General features: G+C 58.6%; 15 protein-coding genes and 2 pseudogenes. 10 read left to right on the forward strand and 7 right to left on the reverse strand.

Annotated features, from left to right (window positions below):
• The first annotated feature begins 2 nt into the window (after positions 1-2).
• Together ACYYKW_RS08480 and ACYYKW_RS08485 are read left to right on the forward strand one after the other, a co-directional pair.
• A complete protein-coding gene (locus ACYYKW_RS08480; RefSeq protein WP_090285536.1) occupies positions 3-668 on the forward strand; it encodes a bifunctional 4-hydroxy-2-oxoglutarate aldolase/2-dehydro-3-deoxy-phosphogluconate aldolase in 666 nt (221 codons plus the stop codon).
• Between the two features lie 185 nt (positions 669-853).
• Positions 854-1,429, forward strand: coding sequence for a peptidase associated/transthyretin-like domain-containing protein (locus ACYYKW_RS08485; RefSeq protein ID WP_464989901.1), 576 nt, complete (start codon positions 854-856; stop codon positions 1,427-1,429).
• On the opposite strand, the gene ACYYKW_RS08490 is transcribed toward ACYYKW_RS08485, so the two are convergent.
• Both ACYYKW_RS08490 and ACYYKW_RS08495 read right to left on the reverse strand, forming a co-directional pair.
• Complete coding sequence (locus ACYYKW_RS08490; protein ID WP_093099063.1) at positions 1,426-2,607, reverse strand: aminotransferase class V-fold PLP-dependent enzyme; 1,182 nt, start codon at positions 2,605-2,607, stop codon at positions 1,426-1,428. The genes ACYYKW_RS08485 and ACYYKW_RS08490 overlap by 4 nt on opposite strands.
• A gap of 31 nt (positions 2,608-2,638) precedes the next feature.
• Positions 2,639-2,875 (reverse strand): DUF3820 family protein, encoded by a 237-nt coding sequence (locus tag ACYYKW_RS08495; protein ID WP_025112833.1) that lies wholly within the window; start codon positions 2,873-2,875, stop codon positions 2,639-2,641.
• A gap of 203 nt (positions 2,876-3,078) precedes the next feature.
• Here ACYYKW_RS08495 and ACYYKW_RS08500 point away from each other — a divergent pair, with 203 nt between their 5' ends.
• A complete protein-coding gene (locus tag ACYYKW_RS08500) occupies positions 3,079-3,546 on the forward strand; it encodes a ferritin-like domain-containing protein (protein WP_090285529.1) in 468 nt (155 codons plus the stop codon).
• A gap of 269 nt (positions 3,547-3,815) precedes the next feature.
• On the opposite strand, the gene ACYYKW_RS08505 is transcribed toward ACYYKW_RS08500, so the two are convergent.
• Positions 3,816-4,286 (reverse strand): MaoC family dehydratase, encoded by a 471-nt coding sequence (locus ACYYKW_RS08505; RefSeq protein WP_093099066.1) that lies wholly within the window; start codon positions 4,284-4,286, stop codon positions 3,816-3,818.
• Between the two features lie 41 nt (positions 4,287-4,327).
• Positions 4,328-5,272 carry an alpha/beta hydrolase gene (locus tag ACYYKW_RS08510; RefSeq protein WP_464989902.1) on the reverse strand — a complete coding sequence of 315 codons (945 nt, stop codon included), beginning with the start codon at positions 5,270-5,272 and terminating at the stop codon, positions 4,328-4,330.
• Positions 5,273-5,472: 200 nt separating this feature from the next.
• Between ACYYKW_RS08510 and fadD2 the strand changes: the two genes are divergently transcribed.
• A complete protein-coding gene (fadD2, locus tag ACYYKW_RS08515; RefSeq protein ID WP_336355255.1) occupies positions 5,473-7,161 on the forward strand; it encodes a long-chain-fatty-acid--CoA ligase FadD2 in 1,689 nt (562 codons plus the stop codon).
• Between the two features lie 355 nt (positions 7,162-7,516).
• Positions 7,517-9,214, forward strand: a complete 1,698-nt coding sequence (fadD1, locus tag ACYYKW_RS08520) for a long-chain-fatty-acid--CoA ligase FadD1 (RefSeq protein ID WP_090285522.1) — start codon at positions 7,517-7,519, stop codon at positions 9,212-9,214.
• A 231-nt stretch (positions 9,215-9,445) separates the two neighbouring features.
• Here the strand turns inward: fadD1 and ACYYKW_RS08525 are convergent, their stop codons facing one another.
• On the reverse strand, positions 9,446-9,823 hold the full coding sequence (locus ACYYKW_RS08525; RefSeq protein WP_007917843.1) for a hypothetical protein: 378 nt from the start codon (positions 9,821-9,823) through the stop codon (positions 9,446-9,448).
• 194 nt (positions 9,824-10,017) lie between these two features.
• On the opposite strand from ACYYKW_RS08525, the gene ACYYKW_RS08530 reads away from it, so the two are divergent.
• The 3 genes from ACYYKW_RS08530 to def all read left to right on the forward strand — a co-directional run bounded on the left by ACYYKW_RS08530 (position 10,018) and on the right by def (position 11,866).
• Positions 10,018-10,209 carry a CsbD family protein gene (locus tag ACYYKW_RS08530; RefSeq protein WP_090285520.1) on the forward strand — a complete coding sequence of 64 codons (192 nt, stop codon included), beginning with the start codon at positions 10,018-10,020 and terminating at the stop codon, positions 10,207-10,209.
• A gap of 164 nt (positions 10,210-10,373) precedes the next feature.
• A complete protein-coding gene (locus ACYYKW_RS08535) occupies positions 10,374-11,324 on the forward strand; it encodes a YihY/virulence factor BrkB family protein (protein ID WP_090285518.1) in 951 nt (316 codons plus the stop codon).
• Between the two features lie 2 nt (positions 11,325-11,326).
• Positions 11,327-11,866: a peptide deformylase gene (gene def, locus ACYYKW_RS08540; RefSeq protein ID WP_336355254.1), complete on the forward strand. Its 540-nt coding sequence runs from the start codon at positions 11,327-11,329 to the stop codon at positions 11,864-11,866.
• 122 nt (positions 11,867-11,988) lie between these two features.
• On the opposite strand, the gene ACYYKW_RS08545 is transcribed toward def, so the two are convergent.
• On the reverse strand, positions 11,989-12,405 hold the full coding sequence (locus tag ACYYKW_RS08545; protein WP_464989903.1) for a GNAT family N-acetyltransferase: 417 nt from the start codon (positions 12,403-12,405) through the stop codon (positions 11,989-11,991).
• A gap of 652 nt (positions 12,406-13,057) precedes the next feature.
• On the opposite strand from ACYYKW_RS08545, the pseudogene ACYYKW_RS08550 reads away from it, so the two are divergent.
• Together ACYYKW_RS08550 and ACYYKW_RS08555 are read left to right on the forward strand one after the other, a co-directional pair.
• A pseudogene (locus ACYYKW_RS08550) lies at positions 13,058-13,834 on the forward strand (PAS domain-containing protein); the annotation flags it as partial.
• A 114-nt stretch (positions 13,835-13,948) separates the two neighbouring features.
• A pseudogene (locus ACYYKW_RS08555) lies at positions 13,949-14,377 on the forward strand (methyl-accepting chemotaxis protein); the annotation flags it as partial.
• A gap of 52 nt (positions 14,378-14,429) precedes the next feature.
• On the opposite strand, the gene ACYYKW_RS08560 reads toward ACYYKW_RS08555, so the two are convergent.
• Entirely contained in the window at positions 14,430-14,804 is a 375-nt protein-coding gene (locus ACYYKW_RS08560) for a hypothetical protein (protein ID WP_464989904.1), read from the reverse strand.
• Positions 14,805-14,886: the final 82 nt, after the last annotated feature.

Below are 14,886 nucleotides of genomic sequence, written 5' to 3' on the forward strand. Positions count from 1 at the left end.
CTATGACAATCGCATCCCCGACCGTTTCCATGGCGGACAAAGTTGCCCTGATCGACAGCCTCTGCGCCAAGGCGCGGATCCTGCCGGTGATCACCATCGCCCGCGAACAGGACGTGCTGCCGCTGGCCGACGCGCTTGCCGCCGGTGGCCTGACCGCGCTGGAAGTGACCCTGCGTTCACAGTTCGGCCTCAAGGCGATTCAGATCCTGCGTGAACAGCGTCCGGAACTGATGACCGGTGCCGGCACCGTGCTTGATCGCAATATGCTCGCGGCGGCGGAAGCGGCCGGTTCGCAATTCATCGTCACCCCGGGCATTACCCGTGACCTGCTCGAAGCCAGCGTCGACAGCCCGATTCCGCTGTTGCCGGGCATCAGCAACGCCTCCGGCATCATGGAAGGCTACGGTCTGGGTTATCGCCGCTTCAAGCTGTTTCCGGCGGAAGTCAGCGGCGGCGTGGCGGCGATCAAGGCCCTTGGCGGTCCGTTCGGCGAAGTGAAATTCTGCCCGACCGGTGGCGTCGGCCCGGCCAACATCAAGAGTTACATGGCGCTGAAAAACGTCATGTGCGTGGGCGGTAGCTGGATGCTCGATCCGGAATGGATCAAGAACGGCGACTGGGCACGTATTCAGGAGTGCACCGCCGAAGCCCTGGCGCTGCTGGACTGATACCGCCGGATTCAATTGTTACCTGACACTTCGTTGTGTGTTCTACGGCTTTACGGTGCGCTTGGTCGGTGCACCGTTTTTTTTGCCTTGAAAAAGGGCCAGGACATCACGCGATACACAGTTACCGCACGGTCGTTTTGGCGTGGCGCTAATCTGCGTTCATCTTACGGAAGAGAGAACGCCTCATGGACGACCATCAATCTGTAGCCTTATCAATCGAATCTCTGCCTCGGCGGCAGTTGCCCGTTTCTCGCAGTTTCTATCAGCACGCAATCCCGCCAAGCGTGCGCAACATCAGCCGAGGCCTCGAAGGGCCGCCATTGGTGTTGCGGCTGGCATTGGTCGATGCAATGACCGGCGAGCCGATTGTCGGCGCGCTGGTGCGGATCGAACAGCAACTTGGCGCCGACACATTGTGTGGCGCTCAGTCGACTGACAGTCAGGGCATCGTTCGTTTCACCAGTCTCTACCCGGATCGGCAACGCGCCTTGCCTTGCCTCGCTCTGAGTGTCGCCATCGCCAGCGACGATCAACAACCGCAGCTCTATCAGGAGGCCTGGGCAGGCCGCGTGCATCTACCCGGTGTCTGTAATTGCGCAGTTGCAGATGAAGATGCAGAGCAACTGGCGCTACGACCGATCACAGACCATGGCCTGGATGACGGCCACTACGGCAGCCTGACGATCGGCGTCGACACCTTTGCCTTGTCATCGCAGATCGGCGTGGCGGGCTACGACAAGCAGCCCATCACGCCGTTCTAGCGCAGTTCGTGCAGCGCGCGTACCAGCCGCTCCATGTCTGCCGCAGTGGTGGTCAGCCCCGGTGTCACTCTGATGCTCGGTCCGCTGGCGGCGCCGTGGCGGACCACGGTGAACAGGTTGTAATCGTCGAGCAGTCGCTTGGCCATCGCCTGTTGATCGTCGTGGCGGGTGAAGCGCAGCGAGGTGATGCCGCAATACAGGCGCGGATCGTCCGGGGTCATCACTTCGATGCCCGGCAAATGCCGCACCGCACTGACCCAGAGATTGCGCAGGTAATTGAGGCGTGCACCCTTGGCGGCGGCACCACCGAGCGCAGCGTGTTCCTCGAACACCAGCGGCAAGGTCATCAGCGCCGGTATGTTCGGCGTGCTGTAGGAGGTGCGTGCACGTACGTCGTTGGCCGGGAAATGCATCTCGCCCATGTCGGGATCTATATCAGCCAGACGTTGCGGCGCGATGTAGAGGAAGCCGAGCGTCAGCGGGGCGCCGATCCACTTGTGCAGGTTGTAGCCGGCGAACGCAATGCCGAGCGCGTCGAGATCGAAATCGATCTGGCCAAGGGCGTGGGCGCCGTCGAGGATGATGTCGACGGCATGTTCTTTCGCCAGCGCAGCGATGGCCGCTACCGGCATGACCAGACCGGTGCGGTGGGTGACGTGAGTCAGCGCCATCAATTTCAGTTTTGGCTGGCGAGTGAACGCCTCGCGGTACGTCTCCAGCAGGCTGTCGAAACTGGCCGGGTGCGCATGGGCAATCTCGATCACCTCGGCGCCGCGCTGTCTGGCGAGCCAACGCATGGCGCCTTTGACCGTGTCGTATTCCAGATCGCTGATCAGCACCTGATCGCCAGGCTGCAAACGGTTGTAGTTGCGGATCAGCGATTGCAGGCCGTCGGTGGCGTTGCGGGTAAACGCCAGGCTCTGCGCATGCACGCCGATCAGTTCGGCCAGTTGTGCACGGATATCGAGGTTGTCGTGCTGCTCGAAACGCTGGCGCACGTACACCGAATTGCTGGTATTGATCAGCTCGATATTGCGTTGGTATTCCTCGATCACCGTACGCGACATGCGCCCGAAATAACCGTTCTCCAGGTTCACGGGGCCAGGTTGAACATCGTAACGGTCGGCGAATGTTCGCCAGAAGGCTTCGTCACGGGCGCGGCGGGTGTTATCGGGCATGATCAACGAGCTCAGAGAAGAGGAGGGCGCATCAGTGGCGCGGGGCAGGTTTGCCATGTTTGGCGCGCAGCGGTTCGAGCAGATCGGAGAGGCCGTTATGGTCGATTTCGTGCATCAGAGCGAGCAAACCACCCAGCTCGCCGTGAGGAAAACCTTCGCGGGCGAACCAGTTCAAGTAAGGGCCCGGCAGGTCAGCGATGATCCTCCCCTTGTATTTGCCGAAGGGCATTTCGCGGGTGATCAGCAATTCGAGTTTTTCAGGATTCATCGGTTTTCGTCTGGCTTCATAGCAACCTGCAAAATACAGGCATTCTGCATGCAGGCCAAATGACAGATCATGCAAAACACCAGCATACAGATGGTTCAAAGTTTTATAACTTACTGAAATCAAACGATTTATCTTTGAAAGCGAAGCTGGCACGCACACTGCAATATCCCTTGCATCTTCAACCAACCGCAAGGAATTGGAAAATGACTGACGTAAACAAAGAAGCCATTTCTGTACTCAACGACCTGATTGAAACCTGCAAGGACGGTCAGGAAGGGTTCAAGACTTGCGCCGAAGACATCAAGCACCCAGAACTGAAAACCCTGTTCGTGCAGCGCTCCGCCGACTGCGCCACTGCCGCTGCCGAGTTGCAGGCGCAAGTGCGTTCGCTGGGTGGCGATCCGGAAACTTCGACCAGCGTGAGCGGTGATCTGCACCGTCGTTGGGTCGACGTCAAAGCCATGTTCACCGGCAAGGACGAAGAGGCTGTATTGAACGAAGCCGAGCGCGGTGAAGACCATGCGCTGAAGGCTTATCGCGAAGCGATCGAGAAGATCAACAAGCACAACCTGGTGGGTATCAAGGATCTGGTTGAGCGTCAGTACCACGGCGTACAACGCAACCACGACCAGGTGAAAGCCCTGCGTAACCAGGCTCGCGCTAACTCGTAAGGGTTAGGCGCCTGATAAAAAACGCCAGCGTGTCTGGCGTTTTTTTGTGCCTGGCTGAAAGGCCCCTCACCCTAACCCTCCCGAAACGTCGGACCGCCCGGAGGGAGAGGGGACTGACCGAGCTGCTCTTCAAAGTTATGCTGACCTGAAATACCGAGTCGAACTCAGGATTTGAAAGCCATGAAGATCGGCTCCCTTTCCCCCTCGCCCCTCTGGGGGAGAGGGCTGGGGTGAGGGGGGAAGCAATCTACCTGACACCCCACCATCCATCAGCCAATACTGATGGGCGGCAAAGTCGGCAACGTCACCGTCTGTTGCTTGCGTGGCGCGAGAATCTCCGCCTCGCCATCCACTACCAACTCATCCCGCTGGTTGAACACGCGAGTGGCAATGCGCACGCGAAACTTCGGCAGTTTCTCAAGGATTTCCAGGCGCACGGTCAACGTGTCGCCAATCTTCACCGGCTTCTGAAAGCTCATCTGCTGGCCGATATAAATAGTCCCCGGTCCAGGCAGCTCGCACGCTACCGCCGCGCTGATCAGCGCGCCGCTGAACATGCCGTGGGCGATACGCTCCTTGAACATGCTCGCCGCGGCAAACTCGGCGTCCAGGTGCACCGGGTTGTGATCCCCCGACATCGCGGCGAACAGTTGAATGTCGCGCTCTTCGACGGTCTTGCTGTAGCTGGCGGTCTGGCCGACTTCGAGGGCTTCGTAAGGGATGTTGGTAACCTGGGTCATCGGTGTCGATTCCTGTGGCGGATTCAGTCAATCCGCAAAAATTATTCGCTGCGTTGCGGGCGCGGATGGCTCAGGGCCTGATCGATCCAGGCCAGCACATCGGCGATCACTTCGCCGCGGTTGGTTTCGTTGAACAATTCGTGCCGGGCCTGCGGGTAGATCTTCAGTTGCAGGTGCTGGCTGCCGGCCGCGCGCAAGGCGTTGGCCAGATCTGTCAGACGCTTGCCCTCACTCACCGGATCACATTCGCCGCCGATGGCCAGCAGCGGCAGGCCCGGATCGATCTGCGCGAGATTGGACGCTTTGCTGATCTGCTGCAAGCCGCCGAGCAGGTCGATCCATAATTGATTGGTGCAGCGAAAGCCGCACAACGGGTCGCTGATGTAGCGGTCGACTTCGGCCGGGTCACGGCTGAGCCAGTCGAATGGTGTGCGCACTGGTTTGAATCTGTTATTGAACGAGCCGAACGACAGCCACTCGATCAATGCGCTGCGGCCCTTGCCACCCTGACGCAGTTTTTCCAGACGGGCGATCTGCCGGGCGGCGCGGTACAGGGCGACTGGTTGAAAATTCGAGCCACTGAGAATCGCCCCGTGCAGGCTGGCGCTGTGGTGCAGCAGATAACCCTGGGCGAGATAGCTGCCCATGCTGTGCCCAAGCAGAATGATCGGCACGCCGGGGTGCTGCTGGCCGATGTGTTGGTTGAGGCTGGCCAGATCGCCGAGGACTTTGCACCAACCGTCAGCATCGGCGTAATGGCCGAGAGTGCCTTGGCTGGCGGTTCTGCCATGGCCACGCAAATCCGGTGCGTATACGCCATAACCTTTGTCGCAAAAGGTTTCAGCGAGGCGTGCATAGCGGCCGCTGTGTTCCGCCATGCCATGGGCCACGAGAATCAGCGCTTTCAACGGCCCCGCGGGCAGCCATTGATTGACGAAGAGCCGGCTGCGGTCACTCGCGTCCAGCCAGAAGGTGTCGTGGATCATGGCGCTTCCTTTGCTCAGAGTCCGCACATTGTATAGCGCGTCTGATCAGCCCACGCCACGGCAGGAAGATTCACACGATCAATGACGGCTTTGCTCATATTTGCCTGAATGGCCATAGCTGCTAGTGTCCGTGAAGCTCCGCTTGTTCAGAAATGACAGAAGCGGCTCCCGGATCGGCTCAGGTAAAGAGGACAACAACAATGCAACCTGATTTCTGGAACGACAAACGCCCGGCCGGCGTACCGCTGGACATCGACATGACTGAGTTCAAGTCGGTGATCGAAGTGTTCGAGCGTTCCTGCAAGAAATTCGCTGATCGCCCGGCGTTCAGCAACATGGGCATCACGCTGACCTACGCCGAGCTTGAACGCCAGAGTGCCGCGTTCGCCGGTTACCTGCAGGCGCATACCGATCTGGTTCCGGGGGATCGCATTGCAGTGCAGATGCCCAACGTTCTGCATTATCCGATTGCCGTGTTCGGCGCCTTGCGCGCCGGGCTGATCGTGGTCAACACCAACCCGCTGTACACCGCGCGGGAGATGCGTCACCAGTTCAAGGATTCCGGCGCCCGCGCGCTGGTGTACCTCAACGTGTTCGGGCAGAAAGTCCAGGAAGTGCTGCCCGACACCGACATTCAATACCTGATCGAAGCGAAGATGGGCGACCTGATGCCCACCGCCAAGGGCTGGCTGGTCAACACCGTGGTCAGCAAAGTGAAGAAAATGGTCCCGGCCTACTCGCTGCCACAGGCGATCTCCTTCAAAAGCGCACTGCGCCTGGGCCGCGGCCTGGGGATCAAACCGCTCAACGTGACGCTCGACGATATCGCCGTGCTGCAATACACCGGAGGCACCACTGGCCTGGCCAAGGGCGCGATGCTCACCCATGGCAACCTCGTCGCCAACATGCAGCAAGTGCGCGCCTGTCTCGCGCAACTCGGTCCGGACGGCCAGCCGCTGTTGCGTGAAGGCCAGGAAGTGATGGTGGCGCCGCTGCCGCTGTACCACATCTATGCGTTCACCGCGAACTGCATGTGCATGATGGTCTCGGGCAACCACAACGTTCTGATTACCAACCCGCGGGACATTGCCGGCTTCATCAAGGAACTGAAAAACTGGCGCTTCTCGGCATTGCTGGGCCTGAACACTTTGTTTGTGGCGCTGATGGAACACCCGGATTTCAAGACGCTGGATTTCTCCAGCCTGAAACTCACCAACTCCGGCGGTACCGCGCTGGTCAAGGCCACGGCCGAGCGCTGGGAGCAGGTCACCGGTTGCCGCATCACCGAAGGCTACGGCCTCACCGAAACCTCGCCGGTGGCCTGCACCAACCCGTACGGCGACCAATCGCGCCTGGGCACGGTCGGCTTGCCGGTGCCCGGTACGCTGTTGAAAGTGATCAGTGACGACGGCGCCGAGCAGCCGTTGGGCGAGCGCGGCGAGCTGTGCATCAAGGGCCCGCAAATCATGAAGGGCTACTGGAACAAGCCCGAAGCCACCGCCGAAGTGCTGGATGCCGAAGGCTGGTTCAAGTCCGGCGACATCGCGGTGATCGAGCCGGATGGTTTTGTGCGCATCGTCGATCGCAAGAAAGACATGATCATCGTCTCCGGCTTCAACGTGTACCCGAACGAAATCGAAGACGTGGTCATGGCCCACCCCAAAGTCGCCAACTGCGCGGTGATCGGCGTGCCGGACGAGCGCTCGGGCGAGGCGGTGAAGCTGTTTGTGGTGGCGCGGGAAAACGGTGTCAGCCTCGAAGAGCTGAAGGCCTACTGCAAAGAGAATTTCACCGCCTACAAGGTGCCGAAACACATCGTCTTGCGTGAGTCATTGCCGATGACGCCTGTCGGCAAGATTCTGCGGCGGGAGTTGCGGGATATCGCCTGACCGGTGAATGGCCGCGCTCGGCGCGGATCGCGAGCAGGCTCACTCCTACAGGGATTGTATGTAATCTCTGTAGGAGTGGGCCTGCTCGCGATTTTGTTTGGCACCCATGAAAACCGGGGCTTTCAAGGGGTTCTAGGATTTTTGCTCTAAAATGACTGCTAGATAGTCTTGAGTCATCAATATGACTGTAGGGGCCGCTTTTGGCTCTAGTCGACCCTCGGCAAAGCTGCTACTCTCGGCGCGCTTTGTGACTTCTCGGCCTGTGTAAAAGCCAGATTCACCAATACAAAACACACACCAATAATAATCGCATCAAATGCGGTGAAGAATTCGCGTTGCTGAGGAGTGGGCTTCCATGATCGAAGACTTTTGGAAGGATAAATACCCGGCTGGAATCGCTGCCGACATCAATCCGGACGAGTATCCGAACATTCAGGCAGTGTTGAAGCAATCCTGCCAGCGCTTCGCCAACAAACCGGCTTTCAGCAACCTCGGCAAGACGATCACCTACGGTGAATTGTACGAATTGTCCGGGGCGTTTGCCGCGTATCTGCAACAGCATACCGATTTGCAGCCCGGCGATCGAATTGCCGTGCAACTGCCCAACGTACTGCAATACCCGGTCGCTGTCTTCGGTGCGATTCGCGCCGGGCTGATCGTGGTCAACACCAACCCGCTGTATACGGCGCGGGAAATGGAACACCAATTCAACGACTCCGGTGCCAAGGCGCTGGTGTGCCTGGCGAACATGGCGCACCTGGCCGAAGCCGTGGTGCCGAAGACCGGCGTCAAGCACGTCATCGTCACCGAAGTCGCCGACCTGTTGCCGCCGCTCAAGCGCCTGCTGATCAACAGCGTCATCAAGTACGTGAAGAAGATGGTGCCGGCCTATCACCTGCCCAAAGCCGTCAAGTTCAACGACGTGCTGAGCAAGGGCCACGGTCAGCCTGTGGCCGAAGCCAATCCCCACAGCGGTGATGTCGCGGTGCTGCAATACACCGGCGGCACCACCGGCGTGGCCAAGGGCGCGATGCTGACCCACCGCAACCTGGTCGCCAACATGCTGCAATGCAAGGCGCTGATGGGTTCCAACCTCAATGAAGGTTGCGAGATCCTGATCACCCCGCTGCCGCTGTACCACATCTATGCGTTCACCTTTCATTGCATGGCGATGATGCTGATCGGCAACCACAACATCCTGATCAGCAACCCGCGCGACCTGCCGGCGATGGTCAAGGAACTGTCGAAGTGGAAGTTCAGCGGCTTTGTCGGCCTCAACACCCTGTTCGTCGCGCTGTGCAACAACGAAGCATTCCGCAAGCTGGATTTCTCTGCACTCAAGGTCACCCTGTCCGGCGGCATGGCCCTGCAACTGGCTGCGGCCGAACGCTGGAAAGCGGTGACTGGCTGCGCCATCTGCGAAGGTTACGGCATGACCGAAACCAGCCCGGTGGCGACGGTCAACCCGATCCAGCACATCCAGATCGGCACCATCGGCATTCCCGTGCCATCGACCCTGTGCAAGGTCATCGACGATGCCGGTGTCGAGCAGCCGCTGGGTGAAATCGGTGAATTGTGCGTCAAGGGCCCGCAAGTGATGAAGGGTTACTGGCAGCGTCAGGAAGCCACCGATGAAATGCTCGACAGCGATGGCTGGCTGAAAACCGGCGACATCGCACTGATCCAGCCGGACGGCTACATGCGCATCGTCGATCGCAAGAAAGACATGATTCTGGTCTCCGGTTTCAACGTCTATCCGAACGAGCTGGAAGACGTGCTGGCGACCTTGCCGGGCGTGCTGCAATGCGCGGCCATCGGCGTGCCGGACGACAAGTCGGGTGAAGCGATCAAGATTTTCATCGTCGCCAAACCGGGCGTGACCCTGACCAAGGAACAGGTCATGGACCACATGCGCGCCAACGTCACCGGCTACAAGGTGCCGCGTTCGGTGGAGTTCCGCGATGCGCTGCCGACCACCAACGTCGGCAAGATCCTGCGCCGCGAATTGCGCGATGAAGAGCTGAAGAAGATCAAGGCCAAGTCCGCCGCGTAAATAAAAAGCCCCGCAGATGCGGGGCTTTTTGTTGGTGCTGAGTACGGCTTGGATGCTGGGGTGAAGCGGCCCCCTCATCGGAACGCCGCCCGCCCAGCCCTCTCCCGAGGGAGAGGGAGCCGAGCGGGGGCTTTTCAGAAGCTGAGTTCGACTCGATATTTCAGGTCGGCGTACCTCGCCCTGACACTTCGGTCAGTCCCCTCTCCCTCTAGGAGAGGGTTAGGGTGAGGGCTATTGACGAAACGGCGCAAAATTCACGTTGGTCCCCGCCGGCCGCATGTCCTGCAGGTACGAATCCTTGTCCGCACTCAGCTCCAGGCTCAACGCCGCCTTGCGCTTGCCTTCGTTGCGAATCACCAGCCCTTCGAGCTTCTCGCGCAGAAACACCGTCGGCACTTTCAGGTGCAGCAGTTCGTCGGTCGCCGGGGTGTGCATCAGCAGGTGAATCCACTCGTACTGACCGATCGCCAGACGCGACACCGGCAGGTCGAACCACCAGATATTGCGGTTGCGGTTCAGTTCGGCGAAGTGGCAGTTGTTGGTGCCAAGCACGGCGCCGCCCAGTTCCTTGTTGCGACGGGCGATGGCTTGCGTTTTATCGAGTTTCATAACATTCCTGCGGTATCGGTCTTTGGCGCCTGGCGCCCATAGCTGCGCATTCTCAAGGCAACGCCGGCAAACATAAAGCGCAACCTGCGCGCCGCGACGAAATGAGCGGCAAATAATTGAAACTTGCAGGGAAACGCGCCAGTCAATCGTTACGTACTGACTTTTCTTCCCCTTATGCGTCACGGAGAAACACCATGAGTAGCACAGGCGATAAAGTAAAAGGCATGGCCAACGAAGCCGTCGGTAACGTCAAGCAAGGCGTCGGCAAGGCTACCGATAACTCCAGATTGCAAGCCGAAGGCAAGGTCCAGGAGAGAAAAGGCGAAGCCCAGCAGGCAGTTGGCAACACCAAGGACGCAGTGAAGAAAGGCGTCGACAAGGCGTAGTCCAGCCTTGAACGAATCACACGAGCGGCCATCCAAGGATGGCCGTTTTTGTATCAAAAAACCTGCGGATGCCGACGAAGATCGCCAAACAGGCTAACGTGATGTAAAAAACGGCCCCTGAGTCGCCACGACTTCAACCTGTACTGCGGCGAAAGGAGACGCGAATGATTTTCCCGAACATGAAAGGTCTGCCCCTGCACCGGGTGATGGTGCGCACGGTCACTGAATTCGTCGACGACGAAATGTCGACCTATGCCTCGGCACTGGCCTACCAGATGCTGTTCTCGCTGTTCCCGTTCATTCTGTTCCTGATCGCGCTGATCGGTTTCCTGCACTTGCCGGATTTCTTTTCCTGGTTGCGCCTGCAGTCGGAACTGGTCTTGCCGCCGCAGGCGCTCGAGCAGGTCAACCCGGTGATCGACCAGTTGCAGCAATCCAAGGGCGGTCTGCTTTCGATCGGTATCGTCATCGCGCTGTACACCGCCTCGGCTGGCGTGCGCCTGATGATGAGCGCGATGAACGCTGCATACGACGTGGTCGAGGGGCGGCCGATCTGGAAGCGCTTTCCGCTGTCGATCGTCTACACCGTGGGCATTGCCGGCATGCTGTTGATTGCCGCCGCATTGATGGTACTCGGGCCGCAGGTGATGGGCTGGATCGCCGCCCAGGTCGGTCTGGAAGAAGTCATCGTGACCATCTGGACCATCGCGCGCTGGCCGGTAATCGTGGTGCTGATGATGATCGCCGTGGCGTTGATCTACTACGTCATGCCCGACGTCAAGCAGGAATTCCGCTTCATCACCCCAGGTTCGGTGCTGGCCGTGGTGGTGTGGATCCTGGCGTCGTTGGGGTTTGCCTTCTACGTAAAAACCTTCGCCAACTACAACGCGATGTATGGCAGCATCGGGGCGATCATCGTGCTGTTGCTGTATTTCTACATTTCCGCCGCCGTGCTGCTGCTCGGCGCGGAAATGAATGCGGTGATCGAGCACATGTCCAGCGAAGGCAAGGAGAAGGGCGAGAAAGACCCGGGCGAGCCAGAAGAACATCCCAAACAACATGTCTCAGGCCTGGGCCGCGATCATTCGCTCAAGCCGGACACTGACGAAGTCTGACCATGATCCGTGAAATCCTCAAGATGGGCGACGAGCGCCTGCTGCGCATTGCCCCGCCGGTACCGCCGGAAATGTTCAACAGCGCCGAGCTGTGGCAACTGATCGACGACATGTTCCAGACCATGGAAAGCGTCGGCGGCGTCGGCCTGGCCGCGCCGCAGATCGGCGTCGATCTGCAACTGGTGATCTTTGGTTTCGAGCACAGCGAGCGCTATCCGGACGCCGAAGCGGTGCCGCAGACGATCCTGATCAACCCGCTGATCACACCGTTGAATCCATTCACGGAAGAGGGTTTCGAGGGTTGCCTGTCGGTGCCGGGCTTGCGCGGGGCGGTGGATCGCTATCAGCAGATTCGTTACGAGGGGTTCGATCCCAAGGGCGAGCCGATCGTGCGTGTGGCCTCAGGCTTTCATGCGCGGGTGGTGCAGCATGAGTGCGACCATCTGATCGGCCGGCTGTACCCGTCGCGCATCACCGATTTCAGCAAGTTCGGTTTTACCGAAGTGATGTTTCCGGATCTTGATCCCAACGCTGACGACTAGCTCAGGATCAACACATACCCCTTGTAGGAGTGAGCCTGCTCGCGATAGCGGAATATCAGTGACATTTACACTGACTGACACGCCGCTATCGCGAGCAGGCTCACTCCTACAGGGGATTGTGGTCAGGCTGGAGAATTGAGCCCCATCGCAATCATCGGCTTGCTCCGCGCATACCGGCTCAAGCGTTCCGCCATCGCTTGCGGCAGTGCCGGGTCGAAGCTGAAGCCACGCCGCTCATAGAAACCGCGCAAATCCGGATGACAGAACAGCCACACCGGCTCGCTCACCGCTTGAGTGGCCGCCGCAATCAGTTGCGCGGCAATCCCTTGTTCGCGGCACTGCGGATCGACGAACAAGCCGGTCAACCAATGCCCGCCCGCCACCGGGCGCAGGCACAGCGCCGCGACAATGTCTCCACGCCGCGCCACCCACAATTGCGCATCGCGCACGGCTTTCATCGAGGACTGGTGGCTGCGGTAGAACTTGTTCATCAACGGCCAGAGCGACACGTCGAGCAAGGTGTAATGGGTATCGGGCATGAACAGGGCTGTGCTGGGCAAAGCGCCGATTATAAGAGAACGCGCGCCAACCGATAGCCCGGTTTGCAATACATTCCCCCTGTGGGAGCTAGCGTGCTGGCGATAGCATTCTCCCCGGCAACATCGCCGCCTGAGCAAACGCCATCGCGAGCAGGCTCACTCCTACATTTGATCGTGTGAGTTGGCGGTACATCCCGACATTCTTCGATTCAAATCGTGCGCTGAACCGTTTTTTGTGCAAAAAGTGCCAGATACTGGCCGACTAGTGGCCTTGCGCACGGCGACGGTCTGGCTATGCTTGTCGTAACTAACCATGTCGACCGTCATGTCAAAATCCGACTGACAGACATCGTTGGCCCGTGATTCATGCTGCCAGAGTGCGCAACCCAAGGCACCGACACTGAACCAACAAGGAGCGTCGCCGACATGGAAGTTCTTCAATGCGTTAGGGCTGGCCCGCGTGCGGGCTATCAAGAGAAGGATGTCTTGATTAGAACGTCGCTGCATGGACGCTCCGATTGATCATCATTTATCACCTGACAACTTCCTCCCGTGGAGGAAGGCGTGTGCCTGTTCCACGGAACGTAGTGGTGGATCTTGAAAGACCAGAACTTTCATCAAATCAGAAGACCGCGCGGAAGGTGATACAACCATGTTCAACCTACATCACAAGGCTGACCTGCAGGAAATCGAGCGCTTCAGTTGCGCGCTGACCGAGACCAACGCCAAGTTGGCCGCGATCAGCCGCTCAATGGCCATGATCGAGTTCAGCCCTGACGGCATCGTTCTCGATGCCAACGACAACTTCTGCAAAACCATGGGCTACAGCGCCGAGGAAGTACGCGGCAAGCATCATCGGGTCTTTTGTGAGGAGAGTTACTATCGCAGCGAGGACTACGCCAGATTGTGGCGCGACCTGGCCCGTGGCGAACCCCTGAGCGGGACGTTTCTGCGTTTGAACAAGAGCGGTCGGGAGATCTGGCTCGAGGCCAGTTACATGCCGGTGTTTGGCCCAGACAAAGAAGTCAGAAGTGTGATCAAAGTTGCTGCCGATATCACCGCGCGTATCAACAAGGAACATGAAGAAGAAGCGATGCTGGCGGCAATCAGCCGCTCGATGGCGGTGATCGAGTTCACCCCCGAAGGCAATGTCATCGCCGCCAACGATAACTTTCTGCAGACCATGCAGTATTCGCTCAACGAAATCGTCGGCCAGCATCACAGCCTGTTCTGTCACCGCAGCGAATCCGAGTCGCCGCAATACAAGGCGTTCTGGGCGTCGCTCAATCGCGGCGAATATCACTCGCACCGCTTCGAGCGCAAGAACAAGTCCGGGCACATGGTTTACCTGGAAGCCTCGTACAACCCGTTGTTCGATGCCAAGGGCCGCTTGTACAAAGTGGTCAAGTTCGCCAGCGACATCACCCGCCAGATGACCACCTTGCAGCGCGCCGCCGAATCGGCCCACAGCACGTCGGTACAGAACGACGCCTGCGCGCAAAAAGGCTCGCAGGTCGTGCAGCAGACCGTGCAGATCATTCAGGACATTTCCCGTGACCTCAACGAAGCTGCGGTGAGTATCGACGCGGTGAGCAAACAGTCGGACATCATCGGCACCATCGTCCAGACCATTCGCGGCATCGCCGACCAGACCAACCTGCTGGCGCTCAATGCTGCCATCGAAGCTGCGCGCGCCGGCGAGCATGGCCGTGGATTCGCGGTAGTCGCGGACGAAGTACGCAGCCTCGCGGCGCGGACCAGTCAGGCCACCCTGGAAATTGTCGACGTGGTGCGCAGGAACCACGACCTGTCGCTGAGCGCAGTCTCAAGCATGCAATCGAGCCTGAGTCGAACCGGGCTGGGGGTGGAATTGGCGAATGAAGCGGGGGAAGTGATCCTGGAGATTCAGCAGGGCTCGCGGCATGTGGTGGATGCGATCAGTCAGTTCAATGAGACGTTGCAACTCAATTAAGAAAAAAAGGGTCGATTAACGACCCTTTTTTTCAAGACTGCCGAGATGCTTGTTAAAGAGGTTTTTTACCCTCGTAAGTGCCTTTCAGTTGGAATTTCCGACCGTCTGTGTCAGTGAGAATTGCATCGATCTCACCTACCTGTTGGGACTGATTCCCACTGACCGTAACCTTGACGGTTCCGGTTGCGCTGAAAGTTTTTCCTTCCGCAGAGACGTATTCCAGCTTTGTCCAAGTAGCAGGATCCAAATTAAGGTTATGGATTTCATCCTTTAACGCTTCGCCATAAAAAATATTGATGCTTGGATTTTTGCCGTTCATTGCCGCTGAAAAGGTGGCCAGTTCCATTTCGACGAAATTTGTTTCCAGTTTCTCCACTTCTGTCGAATCGATAGAACGTATGACGGAAAGTTTGCCTGTCGTGCTCATGATGAACTCCTGTTCGAGTGATGTGCAGGAATCAATTTCCTGCAATGGTGCAGTGAACAGTGCTTTAGCTCGTTTCGATACT

The sequence above is a fragment of the Pseudomonas sp. 15C genome, assembly GCF_055484735.1.